The 24,882-nt window shown below is 51.9% G+C and carries 19 protein-coding genes; 12 read left to right on the forward strand and 7 right to left on the reverse strand.

Annotated elements, in window-relative coordinates; all coding sequences use genetic code 11:
• The first annotated feature begins 140 nt into the window (after nt 1–140).
• Entirely contained in the window at nt 141–836 is a 696-nt protein-coding gene (locus ACN0YN_RS00190) for a hypothetical protein (RefSeq protein WP_417382948.1), read from the forward strand.
• A 98-nt stretch (nt 837–934) separates the two neighbouring features.
• Nucleotides 935–2,383, forward strand: coding sequence for a right-handed parallel beta-helix repeat-containing protein (locus ACN0YN_RS00195; protein WP_417382949.1), 1,449 nt, complete (start codon nt 935–937; stop codon nt 2,381–2,383).
• A 9-nt stretch (nt 2,384–2,392) separates the two neighbouring features.
• Here the strand turns inward: ACN0YN_RS00195 and ACN0YN_RS00200 are convergent, their stop codons facing one another.
• The gene (locus ACN0YN_RS00200; RefSeq protein ID WP_417382950.1) at nt 2,393–3,886 is read right to left on the reverse strand and encodes a leucyl aminopeptidase; all 1,494 of its coding nucleotides are present in this window, start codon (nt 3,884–3,886) and stop codon (nt 2,393–2,395) included.
• Nucleotides 3,887–3,988: 102 nt separating this feature from the next.
• Here ACN0YN_RS00200 and ACN0YN_RS00205 point away from each other — a divergent pair, with 102 nt between their 5' ends.
• A complete protein-coding gene (locus ACN0YN_RS00205; RefSeq protein ID WP_417382951.1) occupies nt 3,989–4,945 on the forward strand; it encodes a nitrilase family protein in 957 nt (318 codons plus the stop codon).
• A 5-nt stretch (nt 4,946–4,950) separates the two neighbouring features.
• Here the strand turns inward: ACN0YN_RS00205 and queC are convergent, their stop codons facing one another.
• Nucleotides 4,951–5,649 (reverse strand): 7-cyano-7-deazaguanine synthase QueC, encoded by a 699-nt coding sequence (gene queC, locus ACN0YN_RS00210; RefSeq protein ID WP_417382952.1) that lies wholly within the window; start codon nt 5,647–5,649, stop codon nt 4,951–4,953.
• 138 nt (nt 5,650–5,787) lie between these two features.
• Nucleotides 5,788–6,417, reverse strand: a complete 630-nt coding sequence (locus ACN0YN_RS00215; protein ID WP_417382953.1) for a hypothetical protein — start codon at nt 6,415–6,417, stop codon at nt 5,788–5,790.
• Nucleotides 6,418–6,699: 282 nt separating this feature from the next.
• Here ACN0YN_RS00215 and argH point away from each other — a divergent pair, with 282 nt between their 5' ends.
• The 5 genes from argH (at nt 6,700) to bioA (ending at nt 12,952) form a co-directional block, all read left to right on the forward strand.
• Nucleotides 6,700–8,079, forward strand: a complete 1,380-nt coding sequence (gene argH, locus ACN0YN_RS00220) for an argininosuccinate lyase (RefSeq protein ID WP_417382954.1) — start codon at nt 6,700–6,702, stop codon at nt 8,077–8,079.
• Nucleotides 8,080–8,138: 59 nt separating this feature from the next.
• Entirely contained in the window at nt 8,139–8,942 is an 804-nt protein-coding gene (gene truA / locus ACN0YN_RS00225; protein ID WP_417382955.1) for a tRNA pseudouridine(38-40) synthase TruA, read from the forward strand.
• A gap of 138 nt (nt 8,943–9,080) precedes the next feature.
• Nucleotides 9,081–10,256, forward strand: a complete 1,176-nt coding sequence (locus ACN0YN_RS00230) for a hypothetical protein (RefSeq protein WP_417382956.1) — start codon at nt 9,081–9,083, stop codon at nt 10,254–10,256.
• A gap of 234 nt (nt 10,257–10,490) precedes the next feature.
• The gene (locus ACN0YN_RS00235; protein ID WP_417382957.1) at nt 10,491–11,483 is read left to right on the forward strand and encodes a malate dehydrogenase; all 993 of its coding nucleotides are present in this window, start codon (nt 10,491–10,493) and stop codon (nt 11,481–11,483) included.
• Nucleotides 11,484–11,584: 101 nt separating this feature from the next.
• Nucleotides 11,585–12,952, forward strand: a complete 1,368-nt coding sequence (bioA, locus tag ACN0YN_RS00240) for an adenosylmethionine--8-amino-7-oxononanoate transaminase (protein ID WP_417382958.1) — start codon at nt 11,585–11,587, stop codon at nt 12,950–12,952.
• Between the two features lie 24 nt (nt 12,953–12,976).
• On the opposite strand, the gene ACN0YN_RS00245 is transcribed toward bioA, so the two are convergent.
• From ACN0YN_RS00245 to aceE, 4 genes are all read right to left on the reverse strand, one after another.
• The gene (locus tag ACN0YN_RS00245; protein ID WP_417382959.1) at nt 12,977–14,062 is read right to left on the reverse strand and encodes a hypothetical protein; all 1,086 of its coding nucleotides are present in this window, start codon (nt 14,060–14,062) and stop codon (nt 12,977–12,979) included.
• Between the two features lie 85 nt (nt 14,063–14,147).
• Nucleotides 14,148–15,575 carry a dihydrolipoyl dehydrogenase gene (gene lpdA / locus ACN0YN_RS00250; RefSeq protein ID WP_417382960.1) on the reverse strand — a complete coding sequence of 476 codons (1,428 nt, stop codon included), beginning with the start codon at nt 15,573–15,575 and terminating at the stop codon, nt 14,148–14,150.
• A gap of 47 nt (nt 15,576–15,622) precedes the next feature.
• Nucleotides 15,623–16,945, reverse strand: a complete 1,323-nt coding sequence (locus ACN0YN_RS00255; protein WP_417382961.1) for a 2-oxo acid dehydrogenase subunit E2 — start codon at nt 16,943–16,945, stop codon at nt 15,623–15,625.
• A gap of 58 nt (nt 16,946–17,003) precedes the next feature.
• On the reverse strand, nt 17,004–19,697 hold the full coding sequence (aceE, locus tag ACN0YN_RS00260; protein WP_417382962.1) for a pyruvate dehydrogenase (acetyl-transferring), homodimeric type: 2,694 nt from the start codon (nt 19,695–19,697) through the stop codon (nt 17,004–17,006).
• 671 nt (nt 19,698–20,368) lie between these two features.
• Between aceE and ACN0YN_RS00265 the strand changes: the two genes are divergently transcribed.
• From ACN0YN_RS00265 to ACN0YN_RS00280, 4 genes are all read left to right on the forward strand, one after another.
• Nucleotides 20,369–21,418 (forward strand): sigma-70 family RNA polymerase sigma factor, encoded by a 1,050-nt coding sequence (locus ACN0YN_RS00265; protein WP_417382963.1) that lies wholly within the window; start codon nt 20,369–20,371, stop codon nt 21,416–21,418.
• A gap of 115 nt (nt 21,419–21,533) precedes the next feature.
• Nucleotides 21,534–22,586, forward strand: a complete 1,053-nt coding sequence (locus ACN0YN_RS00270; RefSeq protein ID WP_417382964.1) for a pseudouridine synthase — start codon at nt 21,534–21,536, stop codon at nt 22,584–22,586.
• On the forward strand, nt 22,583–23,455 hold the full coding sequence (locus ACN0YN_RS00275; protein WP_417382965.1) for a dihydroorotate dehydrogenase electron transfer subunit: 873 nt from the start codon (nt 22,583–22,585) through the stop codon (nt 23,453–23,455). The genes ACN0YN_RS00270 and ACN0YN_RS00275 overlap by 4 nt, the downstream gene beginning before the upstream one ends.
• A 186-nt stretch (nt 23,456–23,641) precedes the next feature.
• Entirely contained in the window at nt 23,642–24,658 is a 1,017-nt protein-coding gene (locus ACN0YN_RS00280; protein ID WP_417382966.1) for a hypothetical protein, read from the forward strand.
• Nucleotides 24,659–24,882 lie beyond the last annotated feature (224 nt).

Genomic DNA, 24,882 nt, shown 5'->3' on the forward strand with positions numbered 1-24,882 from the left:
TCATAATTGATATAATCATTAAAGGTTAACATTTTGAAATGCCGATGACATCGATAAGGGGAACTTACATCAAAAGTTTACTCTCATCGAAATGCTATACACCTCTTATCTGAAGAACAGAGATTAATCGGATTTTCAAAATGAATTCGTTGCTCAAACTGATTGCGGGAATTGTCCTTTGTCTGCCTCTGACTGGCTGTGCCAGCCCGGGATATTACGACCCAGCCACTGGAATGATCTGCAGCGGCCCCATGTATGGTCCCACTGATTTCATGGATGATATCAAATGCAAGCTTTCAAAGCACCGCGCACAACGGATGATGAAGCATTGCTGTAATCCCTGTTCGAGCTGCGATCCCTGCAACACCTGTAATACGTGTGATCCCTGTGGTGGCGGCGGTTTTGGCAGCACGCTGCCCGGCATGATTACATCGGGTACATTCAGCTACGGGAATGACGATGGTTCTATGGAATCATACCCTACGCCGACTTATGCACCGCAGTCCAGTTGTCCAACCTGTGGTCCTCAGGGTTATCAGGGACCACAATCATATGAAACTCCGCATACTTATGAAGGAGAATATCTGCAGGAGTCTGCTCTACCAGAAGTAGCTCCGCATGCGGGACCTGCTACAGTGGTTCCCCAGAAAATTTCACCAGTTCCCGACCATGGACCCAAAGGAGTCATGGGCAAACCAGCGCCGGCTCCGGCGGCAGAAGAGCCAATGTCCTCGGTTCCTCCCGCATTGCTTCACGCTCCCACCGTGATTCCCAGTTCCGCTCAACCACGACCGGGAGCACGACCCGTGCAGTGGGTTCCCGCTCAGGTTCATTAGTCTGCAGTGAATTCAATATTCAGGTCAGCGGGTCGTGAGAGCTGAGCTTCTTCAGACCGGGAAGACGAAGAGGGCTTGTTCAGAAAGGACCAGGCGGAGTGATTCAACCTGATCGTGTCAATTTACGGTATCTCAGGTTGCATAACCTGCATTCCAGCCGAATGCTGATCTGTCTGATCTGCGGCCTGTTTTGTCTGTTTACGGCAGAAGTCGAAGCGACTGTTTACGAAGTCGGTCCCGAGAAGAAATATCCCCTGGTTGAAAAGGTTCCCTGGGAAAGTCTGGTTGCCGGGGATGAAGTCCAGATTCACTGGCGGCCTCAGCCTTACCATACGAAATGGGTTCTCTGTCGACGCGGGACGAAAGACAAGCCAATTGTCATTAAAGGCATTCCTTCCGAAAAAGGGGAACTGCCTGTGATTGACGGGCGTCGGGCGATGACACGTCCTCAACTGCGCTTCTGGGGCGAACAACGGGGCATCATCAAGATTGGCGGCGCCCGCGATCCGGAAGACACGATGCCTGCTCACATCGTGATTGAGAATCTCGATATTCGCAGTGCGCGACCTTCTTTTTTCTATTTCAGCGCGGACGGTCTGCAGAAATACTTTCAGAACGCAGCGGCGATTTTTATCGAAAAAGGGGAACACATTACCATACGTAACTGCTATCTGCATGATTGCGGTAACGGCCTGTTCGTGGCGTATGATACGAAAGATCTGCTGGTTGAAAACTGTTCGATCTACCATAACGGGATTGCCGACAGTTACTACGAGCACAATGTTTATACTGAAGCAGCAGGAATCACATTCCAGGGAAATTACCTCGGACCCTTAAGAAAAAACTGTCTGGGGAATAACCTGAAGGACCGTTCTGCGGGGCTGGTGGTCAGATACAACTGGATTGAAAGCGGAAACCGCCAACTGGATCTGGTTGATTCTGAAGGTGGCGATACGATTCGCTTTGATCCCCGCTATCGCAGTGCCTACGTGTATGGAAATGTGCTGGTGAAGCTGGAAGAAGATTCCAGCACTCAGATGATTCATTACGGCGGTGACAGTGGTGATGAAAGCGCTTACCGTAAGGGAACCTTGTTTCTTTACAACAATACAATGGTCTCACGGCGCGCATCAACCACACTGGTCAGATTGTCTACCGACAGCGAGCATCTGGAATGTCGCAATAACATTCTGTTTACCTCACATGCGGGCAACAGCCTGTCAATTCTGGATGAGAAAGGTTCGGCAAATCTCAGCTATAACTGGATCAAACCAGGCTGGAAAGCTGCCCACTCGAGCAGCTATGGAAACGTGAAGTCGGAAGCAGAGATCCATTCCGGCGATGATCCCGGTTTTCAGGATGAATCGAAAAACCTGTTCTTTCTGACTGCAAAATCAGCGTGCCTCAACAAAGCCGGACTGCTGCCGGTCGCGATTCAGAATAACTTTCCCGTACTCCAGCAGTTCAAAGGTCCGCGTGGAATTGAAAAACGCCCTGCAGCATCTTTGAAAGACCTGGGGGCGCTGGAAAGAGAATCAGAGGAATAATCGTTTTTTCTATTTAGCTGAACCGTACTGAGCTGCTACTTCCACCAGCGTTTTGACCATACAGCCAGTCCCGCCCCCTTCACGATGAGGGGCGTTCGCTGCGGCAAACGCCGGACCGGCGATATCCAGATGCACCCACGGTGTTTCACTGACAAAGTTCTCCAGGAACTTGGCAGCCGTGATCGCACCGCCCCAGCGGGTTCCCACATTCTTCAGGTCGGCGACATCACTTTTCAACTGGTCGGCAAATTGAGGAAACATGGGCATTTCCCAGACGTCTTCTCCGCTGGCCTTCGCTGCATCCTGAACCGCCTGAGACCAGTCGGCGTTATTTGCGAAGACCCCCGTCACCTCTTCACCCAGAGCGACGACGCAGGCGCCCGTTAATGTTGCCAGGTCAATGATGTTGGATGCACCGCGATCGACGGCAAGACTCAGAACATCTGCCAGAACCAGGCGGCCTTCCGCGTCCGTGTTGAGAACTTCAATTGTCTTGCCGTTACGTGCCGTCAGAACATCGCCCAGTTTGTAGGACGAACCATTTACCATGTTTTCTACCAGACCCATGTAGCCAATGACATTCACAGGCAGCTTGAGCTGGGCGATGGCATTCATGGCACCGAGTACCGCAGCAGCGCCCCCCATATCGCATTTCATGGTTTTCATGCCGTCACTCGGTTTCAGGGAAAGACCGCCACTGTCGAAGGTGACCCCTTTGCCCACCAGGGCCAGTGTAGGAGCAGATGCATCTGCTCCCTGGTGTTTCAGAATGGCCAGACGTGCCGGCTGATCGCTGCCTTGCGCGACTCCCAGCATGGAACCCATCTTTTCCTGTTTGAGCTGGTTTTCATCCAGGATTTCGGCTTCCAGTCCCGTTGCCTTTGCGACTTCCACCACACGATCAGCAAAGCTGATGGGGAAAATGTCTCCCGCGTGGCGATTGACCATTTCGCGTGCGAGGTTGATCGATTCTCCCAGAATGGTGCCTCGATCCACTGCCTGTTGACAGGTGGTTGCATCTCCGCTGCCTGCGATAGTGACTTCTCGAAAAGGAAATCTGGCAGCCTCTTTCCGGTACAGATCCTGTCCGACACCCCCGACAATCATGGAAGCACTGGTCACCATTGCGAACTGTTCTGTCGAAAGAGCACTCTTATCCACATCGGGCAGAGCAACGACGATACTGGTATCCGGTTTTGTGGATATCGCACGGGCGGCGGTCGTCATCGCTTTTTCCAGTGAAGCGAGGCTGATACTCTCTGCCGTTCCCAGCCCTGCCAGCAGAATACGTGGCGTTTTGATTTCGGTAATACCCAGCAGTGTGGTGGTCGTGCCGGCTTTGCCTGTGAAGTCTTCACTTTCAATCAAGCGGGAAATCAGACCACCTAAAGTCTGGTCCAGTTCCGCAACGGAATCGCTCAGAGGAGCCGATTCGACCAGCGCCAGAACCAGCCAGTCAGCAGTGAGAGAGGAGGGGGAATCATTCGTAAATTGCGTTGCCATCGGTTCGATCAGTCCCTTTATTGTTGAAAATCATCAGATTAAGATAGGTTTGTGCTACAGATTGGTTGTTCCACAGTTTAGCAGATCAGGAGTAAAAACCAAATGAGAGATATCAGGATCGCTGCCGTTCAGTTTGAACACCGCAATGGTGACAAAGCATATAATCTGCAGCGGATTCGCGAACTCTCTCAACAGGCGGTTGATCAGGGAGCGGAAATTGTCAGCTTCCATGAATGTTGTATCCCCGCTTACACGTTTGTGCAATCATTTTCGAAACAGGAACTGCTGGATCTGGCAGAAGAGGTGCCCGCTGGTCCGAGCACCCGGGAACTGATGCAGATCTCTCAGGATGTGGGTGTACCGATTCTGGCGGGACTGTTCGAAGTCGATCAGGGGGAAGTCTATAACACGTACCTCTGTGTTGATGGCAGCCAGCTGGTGGCTAAATTCCGCAAGCTGCATGCGTTTGTGAATTCCCATTTATCGTCGGGCAGTGAATATGTGGTCTTCGATCTGCGAGGCTGCCGCTGTGGTATCCTGATCTGTTACGATAACAACCTGATTGAGAACGTGCGGATGACGACCATGCTGGGAGCCGAGGTGATTTTCATGCCTCACGTGACCTGCTGTTTACCTTCCGTGATGCCCGGGCGGGGTTTGGTCGATCCTGCACTGTGGCACAATCGCGATCGCGATCCGGTCCGGCTGCGTCAGGAGTTCCAGGGTCCGAAAGGCAAAGGCTGGCTGATGAAGTGGCTGCCTGCGCGGGCGTATGACAATGGCGTGTACGCGATCTTCACAAATCCGGTTGGAATGGACGATCAGGAAGTGAAACCGGGCCTCTCGATGATTCTGGATCCGTTCGGTGAAATCATCGCTGAATGTACCAATCTGGGTGATGACATTGCGATGGCGTTGTGCACCGAGGAAAAATTGCATCAGGCCGGCGGACGCCGCTACATTCGTGCCCGACGACCTGATCTGTATGGAAAACTGGTTGAACCATCTGCAGAGCCGCCCGTGACTGAACCTGGTTGGGAATTGAAACCCTCCAGTTGAGTCTGTCAGTATGTTTTCAACGCGGGATCGGCGAAACCGGCTTCCTTAAATCCTTTGGCACGCAGCTGGCAGGAGTCACAATGGCCGCAGGGAGTGCCGTCTGGCAGTGGATCATAGCAGCTGTGTGTCAGGCCGTAGTCAACCCCCAGTTCCATCCCCGTTTTAATGATGTCTGCTTTCGTCAGCGAGATGAGGGGGGTATGGATTTTCCAGTGCCCGGAATGCTCGACACCGGTTTTGGTCGCCAGTGAAGCGACGGTCTGGAACGCACTGATGAACTCGGGGCGGCAGTCCGGGTAGCCACTGTAATCGACGGCGTTGACACCGATAAACAGGTCAAAGGCGTTCAACGTTTCTGCCCAGGCTAAAGCGATGGAAAGGAAGACGGTATTGCGTGCGGGAACATAGGTGATGGGGATGCCGGTTTCCAGATCGTGTTCGGAGCGATCTTTCGGAACATCGATATCCGCCGTCAATGCAGAACCACCAAAGACACGCAGGTCCAGGGGGAAGGTGACGAACTTTTTGACATCGAATGCCTGGCAGACCTTTTTTGCTGCCTCCAGTTCATGACGATGCCGCTGACCGTAATCGAATGACAGCGCATACAGTTCAAACCCGGCATCAGCGGCGATGGCTAATGTTGTCGCCGAGTCGAGGCCTCCACTGACAAGAACGACGGCTTTGGGGGCATCAGTCGTCATTGATATCTTTACTCCTAAAAGATCAGTCACATTTAAAAACCTGTTTGCAGGTTAAAAACTGAAAATTAACAGGAGCGATCTGCGGATGCAATCCCCTCACAACAGAGAGGCATTTTTTAGCTGGCTTTCCGGGTCTGATTATAAGCCCAGTTGCGAGGCAATCGCCAGGGCCACATAGTAGTCGCGTAAGCCGGCGAACTGGTATCCGAATGGAATAATTCGCGGATTATACATGCGATCATAATTACCAAACCCGCGGAACTGCAGTGAACCGAAACGGAAAGAAGGTCGGTAACCATTGTAGTAGAACGTATTCCCCTGATAAGGCGAACCAAACCAGTTGGAACGAATGAAGTCACCATACATGTAACTGGCCGGGTAGCTCTGCAGGCGTGCGAATGCCGATCCCTGATACCAGGGCATTGATTGCACATAGTAGCTGCGCTGGATGGGAGTCGGGCGTGTGGCACAGTTTTCACAGACTGCGGTTGCTTTGATTTCCGGGATCACACGCGGTGCAATGACGATCAGATCTCTGGAATCTGATTCACTTTCAGCAGGCTGCGGGCTTTGATCCAATGGGAATCGGATTTCCCGAGTCGCGTACGAATTCACACCCGGAGCCGGTGAAATCTGAACAATCCAGGCAGGAGCTGTGTCCGTTGTTTCGGCACTGGTTTCCGGTTTCTGGGCTTCAATGGCGGCCTGAGATCGGGAACATGCAAACAGGCAGATGACAACAGTCAGGAGTGGCGGCAGGTTTTTCATTGCAGTGACTTCAACAATTAAATCAGGGTCTATTATTGTTTTGATAGATGGCAGAGTAGCGACGTTCTGAATTCCATCGTAGAGGGGGAAAGAGACCATTTACCAACAAAAACCCCGATTACCGGTCGAAAAAGCATAAATTATCGCAGCATTTCGACTCCGGGCTGGCAGGCGGCTTGATGGATGGCGGTCTGCTGATTAATCTCCTGTTCAGGACCTGTTGACTTCTGCTTCAGGATTCCGGTTTCAACTTTCAAATTCAATATGCAGTGGAGAAACACCGTGGCCGCAAAAGCCTGGGGAGGACGATTTCAACAGCAGACCGATGCCCGCGTGGAAGCGTTTACGGAATCGATCAGTTTTGACAGCCGGTTGGCAGCAGTGGACATTCAGGGATCACAGGCGCATGCCCGGATGCTGGCTAAGGTCGGCCTGATCAGCGATGATGAATGCACGCAGATTGTCGAGACACTGACCCAGATCGGTCAGGAAATCGCAGCAGGCAACTTCGAGTTTCGTTTCGAACTCGAGGATATCCACATGCATATTGAAAGCGCGCTGACTGAGCGGGTCGGCGATGTAGGCCGCAAACTGCATACGGCACGGAGCCGAAATGACCAGGTTTCGACTGACTTGAAACTTTATACCCGCGAAGCGATTCAACATGTGGACGGACTGCTGAAAGATCTGCAGACGGCATTTGTGGAACGCTGCGAACGGGATCAGGATCTCGTGCTGCCTGGTTTCACACATCTGCAGCGGGCACAACCGGTGAAAGCCGCCCATTATTGGCTGGCTTACTGTGAGAAGTTCGATCGCGACCGACAGCGACTGGCAGACTGTCTGAAGCGTGTGAATGTTTCTCCCCTGGGAGGGGCCGCTCTGGCGGGGACTTCGTTGCCCATCGATCGTCATTATACGGCGGAACTGCTGGAGTTCACCGATGTCGCGCGGAACAGTCTGGATATCTCCAGTGATCGGGATTATCTGGCGGAGTTCTGTTTCTGTATGGCGTTGATCGCAACTCATCTCAGTAACTGGGCGGAAGAGTGGATTGCCTGGTTCTCGACGGAATTCGGGTTCATCAAGCTTCCTGACGCCTTTACCACGGGTTCGTCGATCATGCCTCAAAAGCGGAACCCGGACGTACTGGAACTGATTCGTGGCAAGTCAGCTCGACCGATCTCCGATGTGCAGCAGATTCTGGTACTGCTCAAAGGGCTGCCGATGGCTTACAACCGTGATATGCAGGAAGATAAGCTGGCCTTATTTGATGCCTATGATACCGTAGCTGCCTGCCTGGAACTGGCGGCGGCGATGGTGGAAGGGGCCGAACTACAGCAGGAAACAATCGCGAACAAACTGGAAGACGGTTTTCTCGATGCCACCGCGCTGATGGAGTACCTGATCAAAAAAGGGACGCCGATGCGGACCGGGCATGGCATTGTAGGGAAACTGGTGTCACTGTGTGAATCGCGGTCAATTCGTCTGGTGGATCTTTCACTGGAAGAACTTCAGCAGGCCTGTCCGCAGATTGAAGAGGACATCTACCAGGTTCTGGGGGCGCGTAATGCGATGGCGGCACTCTGCAGTTTTGGTTCAGGGGGAGAAGCACCTGTGCAGGAACAGACCGAATACTGGAAGAAAAAACTGGGGCTGTAAGGAACCTTTCCCGTCGATCTGAAATTCTGTCTCTGATGATCTCAGCTGATTGAGCGTTCATGAGAAATATTAAGCTGACATTGGCCTATGATGGATCGGAATTCGCGGGCTGGCAGGTTCAACCCAATGGGCCGTCAGTCCAGGCATGTGTCGAGAAGGCGATTGAACAGCTCACGCAGCAGCACAGTCCGGTACTGGTTGCCGGTCGAACCGATGCCGGCGTGCATGCGTTAGGACAGGTCGCCAGTTTTCAGACGGAATCTGCCATTCCCTGCAAGAATCTGCAATCAGGTCTACAACGATTTCTGCCAGACAGCATCTGCGTACGCGAAGCGCGGGAGGTCTCTGCAGACTTTCATGCGACTTATTCGGCGATACAGAAACGGTACCGGTATGTGATTCATAATTCCGCGGTTTCTTATCCATTCCTGAAGAAATATGTCAGTGAGTTCGGTCGACCGCTGGACTTTGAAAGTATGCATGCTGCTGGTCAGATATTGTTGGGGAAACATGATTTTCGCTGTTTTGAATCTCATTTTCCCAATAAAGCTACCAGCGTACGGACGATTAAAGAACTGACAGTGCAGCGGACCGGGGTCTGGCCAGTCTGGGGCGTACTGGAACAGGCTGCGCTTTTGCAGGGAAATTCTTCCGCAGCAGAATTCATTACCGTTGATGTTGTGGCTGACGGTTTTTTATACAATATGGTGCGGGCAATTGTAGGGACCTTACTGGAAGTGGGCGTAGGTCGCTGGACCGCAAATGATGTGCAGAACATTTTAACTGGAATGGATCGTTCACTGGCCGGACCGACTGCGCCGGCCTGCGGTCTGTATCTGGTTCAGGTTGACTATCCGGAATGAATTCTGCAAATTAGGTTTGATCCTGAGCAGGGAAAATTACGTTCACTGCAAGTCGAGTGTTCTTAAGGGACTGAGAGTGTTACCATTCGAATTCAGAGAGATTGAGGGGCACGCCACCGTCAGTCCGGAAAGCAAAAGATGAGTCAGCAACCACCGCCTTTACCTCCGCATGATGCCGATGAGCCGATCTTTCTGGAAGACTCATTTGCTGGAGGGGGAGAACGGATTGACGATGATAAGGGCCGTATTTTTCCCTGTGAAAGCTGCGGCGCCGATCTGGTATTCAACATCAAAACACAGAAGCTCCGTTGCGGGCATTGCGGCTTTGAAAAAGAGATCGGGATTGATCCTGACCGTGAAGTGGAAGAGCAGGATATCTATGCCATGCTGGCGCACCTGCGGGAATTGCGCGAGTACCCGGACCAGGAAGGGGACGAGCAGGAACAGGAAGTGCGCTGCGAGAGCTGTGGTGCGACTTTACTGTTTGTGGACTCGGTCACCAGTTCCGAGTGTCCGTACTGCGCGTCTCCCATTCAACTGGAGCATGCACATACATCTGAGAAGCGGGTTCCCGTTGACGCCGTGCTGCCGTTTCTGATTGAAGAAGCGGTCGCACGTCAGCAGTTGAAGGCATGGGTGAAGTCGCTGTGGTTTGCTCCCAATGAATTTGTAGAGAAGGGGGTCGAAGGTAAATTCCATGGCGTTTATATGCCTTATTTTACTTACGATACGATGACCAGTACCCGCTATTCAGGACAGCGGGGAGAATATTATTACGTCACGGTGGGGACCGGGAAGAATCGTCGGCAGGAAAGACGGACCCGGTGGTATCCGGCTTCGGGCGACTTTCAGCGTTTCTTTGACGATGTGATCATCCTGGCTTCTCATGGCTTACCGCGGGATCTGATTCGCGCTCTGGAACCGTTTCCCCTGCATCTGCTGGTTCCCTTTAAACATGCCTATCTGGCGGGCTTTACCGCGCGGACTTATGAGATTGAACTCGATGACGGATTCATACTGGGAAAAGAGCGTATCGATGCTGCCCTGTATTCCGAAGTCTGCAGCCGCATCGGTGGGGATACTCAGCGGGTCGATTCTGTCCAGAGCCAGTACGATGCGATCACATATAAGCATCTGCTGTTGCCTTTGTGGCTGATGAGTTACCAATACAAGGACAAACTGTATCAGGTCGCCGTAAATGCAGCGACAGGAGAAGTGAGTGGAGAGCGTCCTTACAGCTGGGTGAAAATCACCTTAGCCTCGTTGGCTGCGGCTGTTCTGGTGATTGGTGGAATCGCACTGTTCAACCAGTAATCACCGTCTTGTCGGCTTGAGTCAGAATCGCCGGAATCTCTGGATTTATTCGAGTTTATGACCCGTTTTGATGGGCAAGACACTGTAGTCTTCAGAAAATGGAAACAGATGCCTCACAACGGTTGCTGATCCGGCAGCAGGGAGGTAAAAAAATAGAAGAATCCACATTTATCCTGGCCTGTGTTCAGGGACAGGTTCACTGAGTAATATTCAATGTTAAGGAGTGCTTTAGAGATGACTCATCCGATTCGAGTTGCGGTAACCGGGGCAGCAGGCCAGATTGGTTATGCCATGCTGTTCCGTCTGGCTTCCGGGGAAATTTTTGGCCCTGATCAGCCTGTTATTCTGCATCTTGTGGAAATTCCTCCGATGCTGTCCGCGTTGGACGGGGTCGAAATGGAACTTGACGACTGTGCCTTCCCAACCCTGGCTGGTGTTGTCAAAGCAGACAGCGATCACCTGGAAGATGCCTTTGCAGACTGCAACTTTGTCGTTTGTGTCGGAAGTATTCCCCGTAAAGCTGGTATGGAACGCGGCGACCTGATCCGCATTAACGGTCCGATTTTCACCAGCACCGGTAAAGCGGTTGAAGCGGCTGCCGCTGATGATGTGCGGGTTCTGGTGGTCGGAAATCCCTGTAACACCAACTGTCTGATCGCAATGAGCAACGCTCCCAAAGTTCCCCGTGATCGCTGGTACGCCATGACCCGTCTGGACCAGAACCGTGCCATGACACAGATCGCGAAGAAAGCCGGTCAGCCTGTGTCTGCAGTCAAGAACATGAATATCTGGGGAAATCACTCAGCCACTCAGTTTCCTGATTTTTACCATGCCACCATTCACGGAAATCCGGTTCCTGAAATCATTGAAGATCATGACTGGCTGCGTGGCGAATTCATCGAAACCGTCCAGAAACGTGGTGCTGCCGTCATTCAGGCGCGTGGTGCCTCCAGTGCCGCTTCTGCTGCAAATGCTGCCCTGGATACCATCAAAAGTATTATCACACCAACACCCCTGGGCGAAAGCTTCTCAGCCGCTGTCTGCAGTGATGGCAGCTACGGTGTTGATGAAGGCCTGATCTGCGGTTACCCGCTGACCAGTGATGGCACTACCTGGAAAATCGTCGAAGGTCAGGAGCATGACGATTTTGCCCAGGCAAAATTTGAAGCGACTTTACAGGAACTGCGGGATGAACGCGATGTCGTTCGCGACCTGCTGCCAGGTTAGTCCTGTATCAGCTTTTGAAGAATCAGTGAAAGAGTCACGCTCTTCGGACGTGGCTCTTTCTGTTTTTTATTACCGCGCTAAATATAACGTCGAGTGGAAAAATGCAGTCTGACGAATTACGTAAAATTGATAACGAGCATCTCTGGCATCCCTTTACCCAGATGCAGGGGCACCGCGATGAATGTGTGCCAATCATTGAATCCGGTGATGGCTTCTTTCTGATTGATACAGAAGGGGGTTCTTATCTGGATGGCGTGTCGTCACTGTGGTGCAATGTGCACGGCCACCGCGTGCCTGAACTGGATCAGGCAATCCGCGATCAACTGGATCGAATCGCACATTCGACACTTTTGGGACTGGCGAGCGTGCCTTCAATCGAACTCGCAGAAGAACTGGTAAAACGGACCCCCACCGATTTGACCAGGGTCTTTTATTCTGATAGTGGCTCGACGGCTGTCGAAATTGCGCTGAAAATGGCGTTTCAGTATCATGCGCAGAAGACTCCCGCCGATTCGCAGCCTCGTGATTTGTTTGCCTGCATGCAGCACGCATATCATGGCGATACAATCGGTTCGGTCAGTGTCGGCGGTATTTCGATTTTCCATCAGATCTTCGGGAAGCTGTTGTTTGAATCGGTACAGATCCCATGTCCGGTCGCCTATCACCATCCTGAAGGATATACGGAAGAAAGCTATCTTGAATTCTGTTTTGCCGAACTGGAACGACTGCTCGAAGAACATCACCAGCGACTGGCTGCGTTTGTGATTGAACCGCTGGTCCAGGGGGCAGCCGGCATGTTGATGCATCCTGCCGGATATCTGAAACGGGTGCGGGAACTGACGAGCCAATACGGTATTCCGCTGATTGCCGATGAAGTGGCGGTTGGGTTGGGACGGACCGGGACGATGTTTGCCTGTGAGCAGGAAGGGGTGACTCCCGATTTTCTGTGCCTGGCGAAAGGGATCACCGGCGGCTATCTGCCTTTGGCGGTAACAATGGCGACGGATGAGATTGCTGCTGCCTTCGAAGGGGCTCATACGGACTATAATGCTTTCTATCACGGGCATACTTATACGGGGAATGCCCTGGCATGTGCCGCTGCTCTGGCAACTTTAAAGCTGTTTGATGAGCATCAGATCCTGGAGAATGTCCAGGCGTCATCAGCGGTTCTGTCTCAGCGCCTGGCGGAACTCAAGGATCATCCGCACGTGGGAGAGATTCGTCACAAAGGGGTAATGGTGGGGATTGAGCTGGTCGCGGACCGTGAAACCCGGGCTGCGTTTCCTGCAGAACGTCGTATGGGACATCAGGTGACCCTGGCTGCCAGAAAGAACGGCGTGATTGTGCGTCCGCTGGGTGATGTGGTCATTCTCATGCCGGCTCCGGGGATGCCTGTGGAGTTAATTCACCAATTATGTGATACCGTGTTTGCTGCGATTGATGAAGCAATTCAGATGCAGGTCGCCTGAGTCGAGCTTGGACTGGCATACAGTTTACTTCTGGCTATCTGGTTTGTCTGACCCGGCTGGCGGATCCTCTTTCTGCTGCCCCATCTGTTTGAGGACATCATTGATGTCCACGGTCTTGATGTCTTTGAGACTCTCCATAGACATGTCGGGGCGTTGCATCAGTTTCGCGGTACGACTGCGGGCAAATTTCTGATCGCTGACCATGAATCTCCAGATCAGAAAAACCAGTGCAACACTGATTACCAGAAACAGGCTGACAATGTATTTCACTGCTCCTGAGGAAGAAGGAGCGGTCTGCTTTGCTGTTGGGAACCAGCGAATCTGGCGGGCAATCAGCAAGGGGGCCGTCTGGAGTTTACCGGCTGCGGAGGGATAGCCGTATTTTTTAAAATAGTATCCCGTGATCTGGACGTCAGGCATGTCAGCGAGATCATCACCCGTAGGAATACCTGGAGGGAGTTGAGTACAGAGGACACGCCAGGGATGAGTACCGGAATCTTTTGAGAAAAACCAGCCTTCATATAGCGACTCGACTCCATATCTGTTTTCTTCTACAGGTAGAGACTTGAGTCGTTTCAGGTTCCCTTTGACTGTCATCAGTTTTCCCCGGTACTGAGGCGATTCTGTCATGACAACCACGAAGGGGGGCGCCGGTTCTGCCGACTGTTCCAGTACGTTCTGCGGGATGGCAGTGGCTTTGGCGAGCAGATAATACATGGCGTTCGCTTCATCACTACGAATACCCAGGTTGCTGTCCGAGACGGGATTCAGAAGTCGAGGATCAACGCGTACATCAAATTCACCGCTTTCCAGCCGGGCAATGACTTTTTCAGGCGCTTCGATTTCACGCTTTGGTTCAGAGCGAAATACATCCGGCCTCAGAGGAGCTTCTTCCTTGACACTAAAGTCAATTTCGCGTGGCGGCTCTTTGGCCTGCTGTCGCGCAGGATCATCTGCAGGGCGCCCCGTGAGCCAGTACCAGTTTTCTTCACGTGAGGCATAAAGCATCGCGAGAAAAATAACACCCAAAGCGGCAACCAGACGAAACAGCCGGATCTGATCACGTCGACTGAAATAAGAAGGCGTCGTTGATCGGTTATGAAATCGCATTCAACAACGCCTTCCGTTTATGCTGGTTCCTGTTCTTAATGATTCGATCCGCTGACAGTCTGGATCGACTGCCTGACGTCATCGATTACTTTCGTTTGGGTTTATACATGTGTGTTGCCTGACCGATGAAGCCTTCTGCAGCTTCCATTAAGGTTTCAGACAGGGTGGGGTGTGCATGAATACTTTCCGCGACATCTTCCGCGACAGCAGCCATTTCGACCGCCATGACCCCTTCGGCAATCAGTTCACCGGCACCTGGTCCGACGATCCCGACGCCGAGCACGCGTCCGGTTTTTTTATCGAAGATCATTTTGGTGAGCCCTTCCGTGCGGGCCAGAGTCTGTGCACGTCCCGAAGCCGCCCAGGGGAAGCGGGTGATTTCCACTTCCAGTCCCTGGTCTTTGGCTTCCTGCTCGGTGACGCCACACCAGGCGAGTTCCGGATCGGTGAAGACAACTGCGGGGATGGCGATATTATCGAACTCGCCGAATTCACCGGCTATACTTTCGACGGCCACTTTGGCTTCGCGTGTGGCTTTGTGGGCCAGCATCGGTTCGCCGGCAATGTCGCCAATCGCATAAATGTGAGGCTCGGCGGTCCGCTGCTGTGCATCGTGTTTGATGAAGCCGCGTTCGTCGAGTTCCAGTTTGGTGTTCTCGAAGCCGATGCCTTTGTTGTTGGGGCGACGACCAATCGAAATCAGCACGCGGTCAAAGACCTGCTGGGGTTCGACGCCTTCACCACTCAGATCGGCGGTAATGCCGTTATCGCCGGGAGTCAGCTTTTCGACTTTGGTATTCAGGTGAATTGCAGCAAAGCTTTCTGTGAGTCGTTTCTGCAGCGGGCGAACAAGATCGCGGTCAGCACCGGGGAGCAGTCCTCCAGTCATTTCCACAACCGTCACTTCCGAGCCCAGTGCAGCGTAGACACTACCCATTTCAAGGCCGATGTAACCGCCACCCACGACAAGCAGTTTGGCAGGGATGTCGGCCAGTTCCAGGGCACCGGTGGAATCCATGATCCGATCATCATCCAGATCGAATACAGGAGGCACAGCCGGTGAAGAGCCTGTCGCGACAATTGCGTATTTGAACTGGACGGTTTCGGTGGTGCCGTCCTGCTTTGTGACTTCGACTGTGTGCGAATCTTTGAAACGGCCGAAACCTTTAAGGATTTCCACATTGCGGGCACCGGCCAGTTGTCCGATACCGCCGGTCAATTGTGTAACCACTTTGTTTTTGAAATCCCGGAGCTGATCGAGGTTGATTTCCGGCTTCTGGAAAGTGATGCCCCACTCAGATGATTCTCTGGTTTCGTTAATCAGTTTGGCGACGTGCAGCAGTGCTTTGGATGGGATACAACCCCGGTTCAGGCAGACTCCACCCGGGGCGACGTCATCATTGACCATGATGACTTTGTAGCCTTTGTCGGCTGCATCGAATGCGGCCGGATAACCACCAGGGCCACCACCGATAACAACAACATCCGTTTCTCTGGTAGCTGATCCAGACATAATATCGATAAACCTTTTATTGCATTACTTCAGAGTAGATAACGTTCTCAGCAGTCAACCAGCAGATTGAATGGATCAGAGAGTAAACTGGAAAGTCGCACGATGAATCGAGCAGCGTCAGCCCCGTTGATGACCCGATGATCGTAGGACAACGACAGCGGCAGCATCAGGCGAGAAACGGGTTTGTCATCCACCAGCTGGAATTCATGCCGCGAGCGTGACATACCCAGAATGGCGACTTCAGGATAATTGACGATTGGTGTGAAGGATGTTCCACCGAGTCCACCCAGGTTGGTGATGGTAAACGTTCCCCCCTGCATGTCACTCATTTCCAGTTTACGATCGCGGGCCTTGATGGCTAATGCGTTCATTTCATTGGCAATGGTGATGATGTTTTTCTTGTCGACGTTTTTGACGACGGGGACAACCAGTCCGTTTTCCGTATCGACGGCGACACCGATGTTGATGTAATTCTTGAAAACAATTTCATCGGTCTGTGTATCGAAGCTGGAGTTGAAGCTCGGGTATTCGTGCAGCGCGATGGCGATGGCTTTCATGGCCAGAGCGGTCATCGTTACTTTGGGACCCGAGTAATTCGGCTTGGAGATGAACAGCTTTCGGGCTGTTTCCAGGTCGGTGATATCAGCCAGATCGTGTTGCGTCACGTGCGGAATCACCTGCCAGGACAGGCTGAGGTTGTTAGCAGAGACACGCGACAGCTTGTTGAGTTTCTTGCGTTCGACTTCGCCAAACTGGGTGAAGTCGGGCAGGGGAGGAACAGCAATTCCGCCACCGCCACCTGCAGGACCGCCGTTGGCAATCAGGTTTTTGACATAGTTTTCGACGTCTTCCTGAGTGACGCGACCGCCGGGACCGGAGCCTGTGACCTGGTGCAGGTCGACCCCCAGTTTTCTGGCGAGTTTGCGAGTAGCAGGGCCGGCAGGAACAGGAGGTTTATCGCCATTTGCATCCGCAGCAGCTGGTTTTGCGGCAGCGGGTTGTGGTGCAGCTGGTTTGCTTTCCGGCTTTTCTTCAGGGGGAGCAACCTGTTCCGCTTTGGCTGGTTCCGTCTTTGGTTCTTCTGGTTCAGGTTCCGCAGGCTTTTCTGCAGCGGGGGCAGAAGGAGCACCGTTAGATTCTTCAATCGACAGCAGAACGGCTCCAATCGAAACCGAATCGCCTTCAGAGACTTTAAGCTCTGCAATCGTGCCTGAGTAAGGTGATTCCAGCTGGACAACCGCCTTATCGGTTTCGATGTCCATCAGAACCTGACCCTGTTCCACTGTATCGCCTACCGCGACAGAGATTTGTCCGACATCTGCTGTCTCGACACCCTCACTCACTTCAGGAAGTTTAAATTCAGTAGCCATAGTTTTGTGTTCTATCTTCTTTGTTGGTAATGCTTCAATGAAACCTGTTGTATGGGAATTAAGCGAGCCGTGGATTCACTTTGTCCGGATCAATTCCCAGCTCTTTGATGATGGCAGGCAGCTTTGATTTATCGAACTGACCTTCTTCGGCTAAAGAGACCAGCGTTGCCACCACGACGTTCTCGGCATCAATTTCAAAATGACGTCTGAGTGATTCACGGGTTTCACTGCGACCGAAGCCGTCTGTTCCCAATACGCAATAATTACCGGGAATGTCTTCACGGATCTGGTCTGCGACCAGTTTGATGTTATCACTGGAAGCGATGAACGGACCAGCGACACCTTCGAAGGTTGTTTCCAGGTAGGATTTCTTAGGTTCTGCATCGGGATGCAACCGGTTCTCGCGTTCGACGTCTTTCACATTACGGGCCAGCTGGCTGTAGCTGGTGACACTCCAGACGTCTGTCGCGATGCTGAACTGCTCTGCCAGGATTTCCTGGGCCCGCAGCACTTCCCGCAGGATGGGACCACTGCCGAACAGCTGAGGTCGCATTGAAACAGCAGGTTTTTCAACTTCCTGTGACCGGAATTTGTAAATCCCTTCAATGATGCCTTCGACGACATGATCGCCTTCCGGCATCGGTGCCATTTCGTAGTTTTCGTTGTAGACGGAGAGGTAGTAGAAAATCTCTTCGCCTTCCTGGTACATGCGTCGCAGACCTTCCTGGATAATGACTGCCAGCTCGTATGCATAAGCCGGGTCGTAAGCCAGTAACGTCGGGACTGTCGAAGCCATCAGGTGGCTGTGTCCATCCTGGTGCTGCAGACCTTCGCCATTCAGGGTCGTTCTGCCGGATGTTCCCCCCAGCATGAAGCCTTTAGTACGGGAGTCGGCAGCGGCCCAGACCAGATCGCCGACACGCTGGAATCCGAACATGGAGTAATATACATAGAACGGAATCATATTGACGCCCTGGTTCGCGTAAGCTGTACCTGCGGCGATGAAGGAGGAAATCGCTCCTGCTTCGTTGATTCCTTCTTCGAGGATCTGTCCATCTTTCGCTTCTTTGTAGTACATCAGCTGATCACGGTCGACCGGCTCGTACAACTGTCCCTGACTGGCATAGATACCACACTGTTTAAAGAGGCCTTCCATACCGAAAGTACGGGCTTCGTCCGGAATGATGGGCACAATACGCTTGCCAATCACTTTGTCTCTCAGCAGGTTACCGAGCAGGATTCCGAAAGCGCCGGTGGTAGAACCTTTTTTTCCGGCCATACTCGTGAGGAATTTATCGAGTGATTCCAGAGTCGGAGTTTCCAGACGCTCTTCAGTGGGGGCCCGTTTGGGGAGATAGCCGCCCAGTTCTTCCCGTTTTTTCTGCAGGTACTGCATTTCAGGACTGTTATCATCGGGGCGATAGAAAGGTGTGTTTTTGACGTCTTCATCACCAATGGGGATGCCGAAGCGGGAACGGAAGTCTCTCAGTTCTTCTTCGTTGGCTTTTTTTACGTTGTGTGCGATGTTGCGACCTTCGCCTGCTTCACCCAGACCGTACCCCTTGATGGTTTTCGCCAGAATCACGGTGGGGGAACCAGTGTGTTTCACAGCAGCGTTGTAGGCGGCGTAAACTTTTTCCGGATCGTGACCACCACGTTTCATACGTTTGAGCTGGTCATCAGACAGGTGCTCTGCCATCTTTGCCAGTTCGGGATTTTCTCCGAAGAAGTGCTCTCGGATGTAGGAGCCTGGTTCGACGACATATTTCTGATACTGTCCGTCGATGACTTCGCCCATGCGTTTCACGAGCAGACCATCTTCGTCTTCGGCCAGCAGGGGATCCCAGTCACTGCCCCAGACCACTTTGATGCAGTTCCAGCCCGCACCGCGGAAGGCAGCTTCCAGTTCCTGAATGATTTTACCGTTACCGCGAACGGGACCATCCAGACGCTGCAGGTTACAGTTGATTACAAAGATCAGGTTGTCCAGATGCTCACGGGAGGCGAGGGTAATGGCTCCCAGGGTTTCGGGTTCATCGGTTTCACCATCGCCGACAAAACACCAGACCTTTGATTTGGATGTATCCATGATGCCGCGATTATGCAGGTAACGCAGGAAACGGGCATGATAAATGGACATGATCGGGCCCAGACCCATTGAGACCGTTGGGAACTGCCAGAAGTTCGGCATCAGCCAGGGATGCGGATAGGACGACAGCCCACCGCCACGGGGAAGTTCCTGTCGGAAGCGTTCCAGGTTCTCTTCTGTCAGACGCCCTTCGACAAAGGCACGGGCATAGACACCAGGAGAAGCATGTCCCTGAAAGTAGACGACGTCACCTGAGTGATCTTCCGTGCGGGAATGGAAGAAGTGGTTGAATCCTATTTCAGAAAGTGTTGCAGCGGAAGCGTAGGTTGAAATGTGTCCGCCAATGCCGTCATGGTATTTGTTGGCACGTACAACCATTGCCATCGCATTCCAGCGAATGATACTTTTGATGCGACGTTCAATCTCACGGTTACCGGGGAAGGGGGCCTGCTCGTCAACGGGAATGGTGTTGATGTAAGGAGTGTTCGCCGTGAAGGGCATTGTGACGCCCTGACGGTAAGCACGTTCCTGCAGAATCGCCAACACATTTTTGACGCGTTCTTTACCGTACCGGATGATGAGGTCATCCAGCGATTCAAACCATTCTTCGAGTTCCGCTGGATCGACTCCAGGCACTGCACCTGTAACTGTCTGTTCTACCATGAGATATGGTTCTTTCAACCTGCTTAAGTATTTTCGATGAGCGTAACTTCTCTCAGATCACTGACAGTAGTCATCCTGGAAGAATTTACGCAGATGAGTTCTCAACAATTCTAGGAATGCACCGTGAGTAAGGGAACTATCACGGTTCTTTTTTGAGATCCTTCAGCTTCCGGTTCAGAGTTGAGAATGCTGCAACGGATCCCTGTTTAGGAAATGCTAACTAATTTCAGTCTGTTTTGCGAGTCAAAGCAACGGGTCTAAACTCTTTAATAGACATAGCAAACAGCAAACAGAACTGAGACGGGGGTCGGGAGGGAGATTTTGATGAAAATGGGACAGGAATTCTGAAATTGTTCCCGGGGAAAACGAATGCGTTCACCCCTTAATTTATTGATCGGCTGTTGTGGAAAATTGCGTGAGTCCGTCTCGGAATTCCTGCCAGTGTAATAATAACCAGTTGTGTTTTGATTCGTCAAAATTAGAGCGATAAAATTCCGAGTTCGAAGTGTCCACAACTTCCTGTCCCGTCTTAAGATCATTAATTATCGTGCATTTTAAACAATTCTGCCTGTTAAAATTGTTTTATCGAATCAGATTTCCTAGTATGATCGCAGTATCTCTGACGAGAGATCTCGCTTAGTGTCAGCATTATTCGAACGAGTTTCTATTTCATGTACAGTGCATCGACGACTGGTTTTCAGCAGGCGGAAGCTTTCTCCCAACTGGGAGAGCGTGCGATTGTTGCAGATCAGTCGAAATCCTGTCAGTGTGAACTGCTGGCCGCCAAAAAAGCGGTTCGGATGAGGAAGGTCTGCGTTACACGTGAATTGCAGAAACGGGCAGAGGAGATCTGCGCGACTGAGATCGAATATGTCTACAGTGAGCGGTTTGAAGAGTCTGCCGCCAGCGAAGATATTCTGCAGCCCCTGCAGAAACTGTGTGCAGAATTAAATCCGGATTCCGACTACGAATTGTCTGAATTCGATTTCCAGCAGGCGCAGCTGTATACAGTGCCTCTGCTGGATAAAGAGCAGGAAGTCATCCTGTTCCGGGGGATGAATTATCTCAAATACCGCGCAGAACTGCTGAAGTCACAGGTTGATCTCAAGTCTCCCTGTATCGGCCTGCTGGATCGAATTGAACAAAAACTGAAAGACGCGCGGCGACTTAGAAATTACATCATTCAGGCCAATCTGCGTCTGGTGGTTTCGATCGCCAAAAATCTGACAGATCGTGCCAACCTGTTTGAAGACATTGTCAGTGATGGTCATCTACCGCTGATTCGTGCTGTCGAGATTTTCGATGTGGATCGTGGAAACCGGTTCAGTACCTATGCGACCTGGGCCGTCCGTAATTTCCTGTTTCGCACTACAAAAAAAGGGCGAAAGTACCGTAAGACCTTTTTAAATGGTGCAGAGACACTGGCAATGGGATTGAGCGACAGCCGCTCGACATCGCGATCGCATGAAACCTATCATCGAAATATTGATGATGTTCTCCAGAAGGTACTGCATACCCTGGATGAGCGCGAGCAGGTCATCCTGCGGCGTCGGTTTGGTCTGGAGAAATCAGACACGCCGGAAAAGTTTCGAGAGATCGCGGAAGATCTGGGCGTGAGTACCGAGCGGGTTCGGCAGTTGACGATCCGCTCACTGCAGCGAATGCGGGAAGCGATTGAGGAACAAAAGCTGGAAATACCGGATATTCCAGAAATCATTTGAGTTCCCTGTAAAGAAACCCTGCAGCATAATTGGTATCGCGCGCCCGCTGTGTTATAAGAAACACAGGTGACAGGTGCCTTTTTCTTACTTTTCCTTTTCTCTTATAGTTGAAAACATGAGTTCCGATTCCCAGACCCCGTCCAATGAACCATCAGCCGATGATGAGGATCACCTGATCCGTTTGCAGAAATTTCTGGCTGCCACCGGTCTGGGATCCCGCCGTCACTGCGAAGAATATATCGAAACCGGTCGCGTGAGCATTGATGGCGAGGTCGTCACAGAGCTGGGAGCGAAGATCGATCCGGAGACACAGGTCATCGAGGTTGATGGCGAACGGGTACGTCTGCAGCCTCGTCGGTATTATCTGTTGAATAAACCTTCCGGGTTCCTCTGCACCAATAATGATCCTGCCGGCAGGAGACGGGTGGTCGATCTGTTTCCCAGCGATGGACAGCGACTCTTTACTGTGGGGCGTCTGGATGAAAACAGTGAGGGGTTGATTCTGGTCACCAATGATGGCGAACTGGCTCAGAGGCTGGCGCATCCCCGGTATCGTGTCGCTCGTACCTATCATGTGCAGGTCGTGGGCAACCCGCCACGCGAAAAACTGGACGAACTTCGGAAAGGTGTTCGGTTCAAAGAAGGCGTGTTTCGGGTTTCCGGTCTCAAGTATCTCAAAAAACAGGGCAAGAGCGCGTTTCTGGAATTAACGCTGCATGAAGGGCAGAACCGTGAAATTCGTCGCATGATGGCGCGGATTGGTCACAAGGTGATTCAATTGGTGCGGATTCGCTTTGGCCCATTGAATCTGGGGAAACTCAAAACAGGAGAATCCCGACGATTAACTGATGTCGAGTTGAAAAAATTACGGCAAATGTTAAATGAGAAGCACTCCCCGGATATCCGCCACCGTAAGGGAAAGAAAAACGCTGCCCCTGCCAAAGCCCGGGGCGCTCGAAAAGCGGTCAACAAGCCGTCTGGTGAACGGTGGGCAGCCGCCGGTAAAAATGTTTCAGAGAGTAAAACAGGCGGAAAAAAAGCGGGAGGCAAGCGTTCTGTCACCACAGGACGAAAAGCTGGCACAGGCTCTGCAAAACCGAAAACAACAGGACGTAGAATCATCGGCGATGTATCGGAAAACCGGACACGTCAAGGAAAACGAAAATGACAGAGTCCTCACAATTCAGTCATTGTGCAACTCCCCAGTACCTTTCCGCCCGTGTAGTCGAGCAGGAACGCATGGCGCGTGACACGTATCGATTGCGTCTTGAGTGTCCCGAAGTGGCTGAGGTGATTTTGCCGGGCCAGTTTTTCATGGTTCGGGAACCAGGAGTGAATGATCCTCTGCTGGGACGGCCTTTCGCCTTGTATGATACCTGTCTGGATGGAAGTGGCACGCCGACCGGAATCGATTTTGGCTATGTCGTAGTAGGAAAACTGACGTCCCGGATGACTCACTGGCAACCTGGGGATCAGGTCGAAATCTGGGGACCTCTGGGAAATGGATTTCCACACCCGGGCAATGGTTCACTGGTGATGGTCGCGGGGGGGATCGGACAGACACCATTTCTGGCTACGGCGCGAGAAGCGTTAGGGCTGAGGAAATATGGACGTCCCGAACGAACTCTGCCTGCGCTACCGGAGCGAGTGAGCCTGTTGTATGGGGCACGATCCAAAGAGTATCTGGCTGGTCTGGATGATTTTCAGCTGGAGGGACTGGATGTCGAAGTAGCGACTGACGATGGTTCTTACGGGCATCAGGGGTTTGTCACCGAGCTGTTACAACAGCGCATCGAGAGCGAGACACCACCGACAACGATTTTCTGTTGTGGTCCGGAACCGATGATGGAAGCGGTCAGTAAGATTGCTGCACAGGCAGGAATTTCCTGCTGGCTTTCTCTGGAGACTCCCATGGCGTGTGGCTTTGGAGCCTGTTTCAGCTGCGTAGCGAAAGTCCGGATCAGCGATGATGAATGGGATTATCGGCGAACGTGCGTTGAAGGCCCGGTTTTCAATGCGGAATCACTGATTTTTTAATCCCGTTTCTTCCAGTGACGTGAGTTTTACGGTTCAGAGGCAGTTGCTGCGGCCGGTCTGGGGGATTCAGTAAAACAGGATGTGCCTGCAGGGCATAACTTCCTGTAAAAACAGCGGTTGCAGCGAGCTCATATTGACAGTTTTCATGAAATCACTTTATAGTCCTGTCAGCAGACAGGCCCGAAAATGAGCGTGAAACACGAAAAGCACAATCTGATCGATGCGGAATCTTTTGCTGAATTGACGCAAAAACAGACAGGGACCGGTTCCAGCGGGTATACGGAACTACGGTCAGAAGGCTCTCTCCGGCAGCAGCCGTTTCCCTCTGGTTTTAAAGCGCTGTTTATCAGTAAGGTTCGACCGGTGTGGGTGGGCCTGGCATTGCGGCTGGATGCAATGGGCTGCTGTGAACCACGATTTGAGTGGGTTTCCACGGCTGAGGAAGCATTAACTCAACTGCGAAATGACAGCTATGACTGTCTGCTGATCGAGATCGATTCTGCAACCACTAAGTCTCGCCTGGAACTTCTGAATGCGATTCGCATCAGTGGTTGTCATGAGCCTGTCGTCCTGCTGATGTCTGCCCCCGATGATCAGGTGATGCTGGCTGCCTGTGAGAATCAGGCAGAACTACTCGTTTCTGCTGCGATGTGGGAGTCTCCCGCATTGTTAAGTGTTGTGCATCGTGCATTATCCATACAGCAGATCAGCGAAGAAAACCATCAATTGCAGGTGGAAAAGCATCGACGTCTGATTCGAGAGCGGGATGAAGCGGAACGTCTGTTGAATCAGCAGAGATCGATGGTGGAAGAATTACAGGCACTGGTGAATCCAGAGGCATTCCCGCTTGAACAGGCTGAATCAGAACAGGGGGGCACATCGGATCTCCACGAATCTGATCCCAGGCTGGAACTTCCGCAGATTCCGTTTGAAGTTCGGGATTATTATCAGGAATTATTACGGACCTATGTGATCATGGGAGCAGGAAGTCTGAAAGATGAAATCCTGCAGATCGCGGAATTACTGGCGGCTGCTGACTTAACTCCGCCTCAAGTGCTTGAATTTCATCTGCAGTGTGTTGAATTGATTGTAAAAGGGCTGGGGAATCGCAGTACCCGGCATGTGATGAGTCGGGCTGATCTGCTGGCTCTGGAGATGATGGTTCATCTGGGCGAATGTTATCAGAAAAAACAGAGCGATTAGCTTCCCGCCTGGGTTGCTTCTCCCTGTTTTACAATATGAAATCGAATTTAACTGATCAATATGTGAGTGGATTCAGCAGGTTCAGTGCTTTTTTAAACGTCTGTCAATAAATGATTTAGCAGAGCTGGTTCTTATTTGTGGGACAACGTCAAAAAGTACTGTAAATCATTTCTTCAACTACGTATAATAGAGCAAAATTATCTGTGCGATGTGGTCAGTGAATT

Source organism: Gimesia sp., from assembly GCF_048260065.1.
In the GTDB taxonomy this organism is placed as follows: domain Bacteria; phylum Planctomycetota; class Planctomycetia; order Planctomycetales; family Planctomycetaceae; genus Gimesia.

Coding starts and splice junctions, on each gene's coding strand:
- ACN0YN_RS00190 (WP_417382948.1), top strand. CDS start 141: ATGAATTCGTTGCTCAAACTGATTGCGGGAATTGTCCTTTGTCTGCCT.
- ACN0YN_RS00200 (WP_417382950.1), bottom strand. CDS start 3,886: ATGGCAACGCAATTTACGAATGATTCCCCCTCCTCTCTCACTGCTGAC.
- ACN0YN_RS00205 (WP_417382951.1), top strand. CDS start 3,989: ATGAGAGATATCAGGATCGCTGCCGTTCAGTTTGAACACCGCAATGGT.
- queC (WP_417382952.1), bottom strand. CDS start 5,649: ATGACGACTGATGCCCCCAAAGCCGTCGTTCTTGTCAGTGGAGGCCTC.
- ACN0YN_RS00215 (WP_417382953.1), bottom strand. CDS start 6,417: ATGAAAAACCTGCCGCCACTCCTGACTGTTGTCATCTGCCTGTTTGCA.
- truA (WP_417382955.1), top strand. CDS start 8,139: ATGAGAAATATTAAGCTGACATTGGCCTATGATGGATCGGAATTCGCG.
- ACN0YN_RS00230 (WP_417382956.1), top strand. CDS start 9,081: ATGAGTCAGCAACCACCGCCTTTACCTCCGCATGATGCCGATGAGCCG.
- ACN0YN_RS00235 (WP_417382957.1), top strand. CDS start 10,491: ATGACTCATCCGATTCGAGTTGCGGTAACCGGGGCAGCAGGCCAGATT.
- bioA (WP_417382958.1), top strand. CDS start 11,585: ATGCAGTCTGACGAATTACGTAAAATTGATAACGAGCATCTCTGGCAT.
- ACN0YN_RS00245 (WP_417382959.1), bottom strand. CDS start 14,062: ATGCGATTTCATAACCGATCAACGACGCCTTCTTATTTCAGTCGACGT.
- lpdA (WP_417382960.1), bottom strand. CDS start 15,575: ATGTCTGGATCAGCTACCAGAGAAACGGATGTTGTTGTTATCGGTGGT.
- ACN0YN_RS00255 (WP_417382961.1), bottom strand. CDS start 16,945: ATGGCTACTGAATTTAAACTTCCTGAAGTGAGTGAGGGTGTCGAGACA.
- aceE (WP_417382962.1), bottom strand. CDS start 19,697: ATGGTAGAACAGACAGTTACAGGTGCAGTGCCTGGAGTCGATCCAGCG.
- ACN0YN_RS00265 (WP_417382963.1), top strand. CDS start 20,369: ATGTACAGTGCATCGACGACTGGTTTTCAGCAGGCGGAAGCTTTCTCC.
- ACN0YN_RS00270 (WP_417382964.1), top strand. CDS start 21,534: ATGAGTTCCGATTCCCAGACCCCGTCCAATGAACCATCAGCCGATGAT.
- ACN0YN_RS00275 (WP_417382965.1), top strand. CDS start 22,583: ATGACAGAGTCCTCACAATTCAGTCATTGTGCAACTCCCCAGTACCTT.
- ACN0YN_RS00280 (WP_417382966.1), top strand. CDS start 23,642: ATGAGCGTGAAACACGAAAAGCACAATCTGATCGATGCGGAATCTTTT.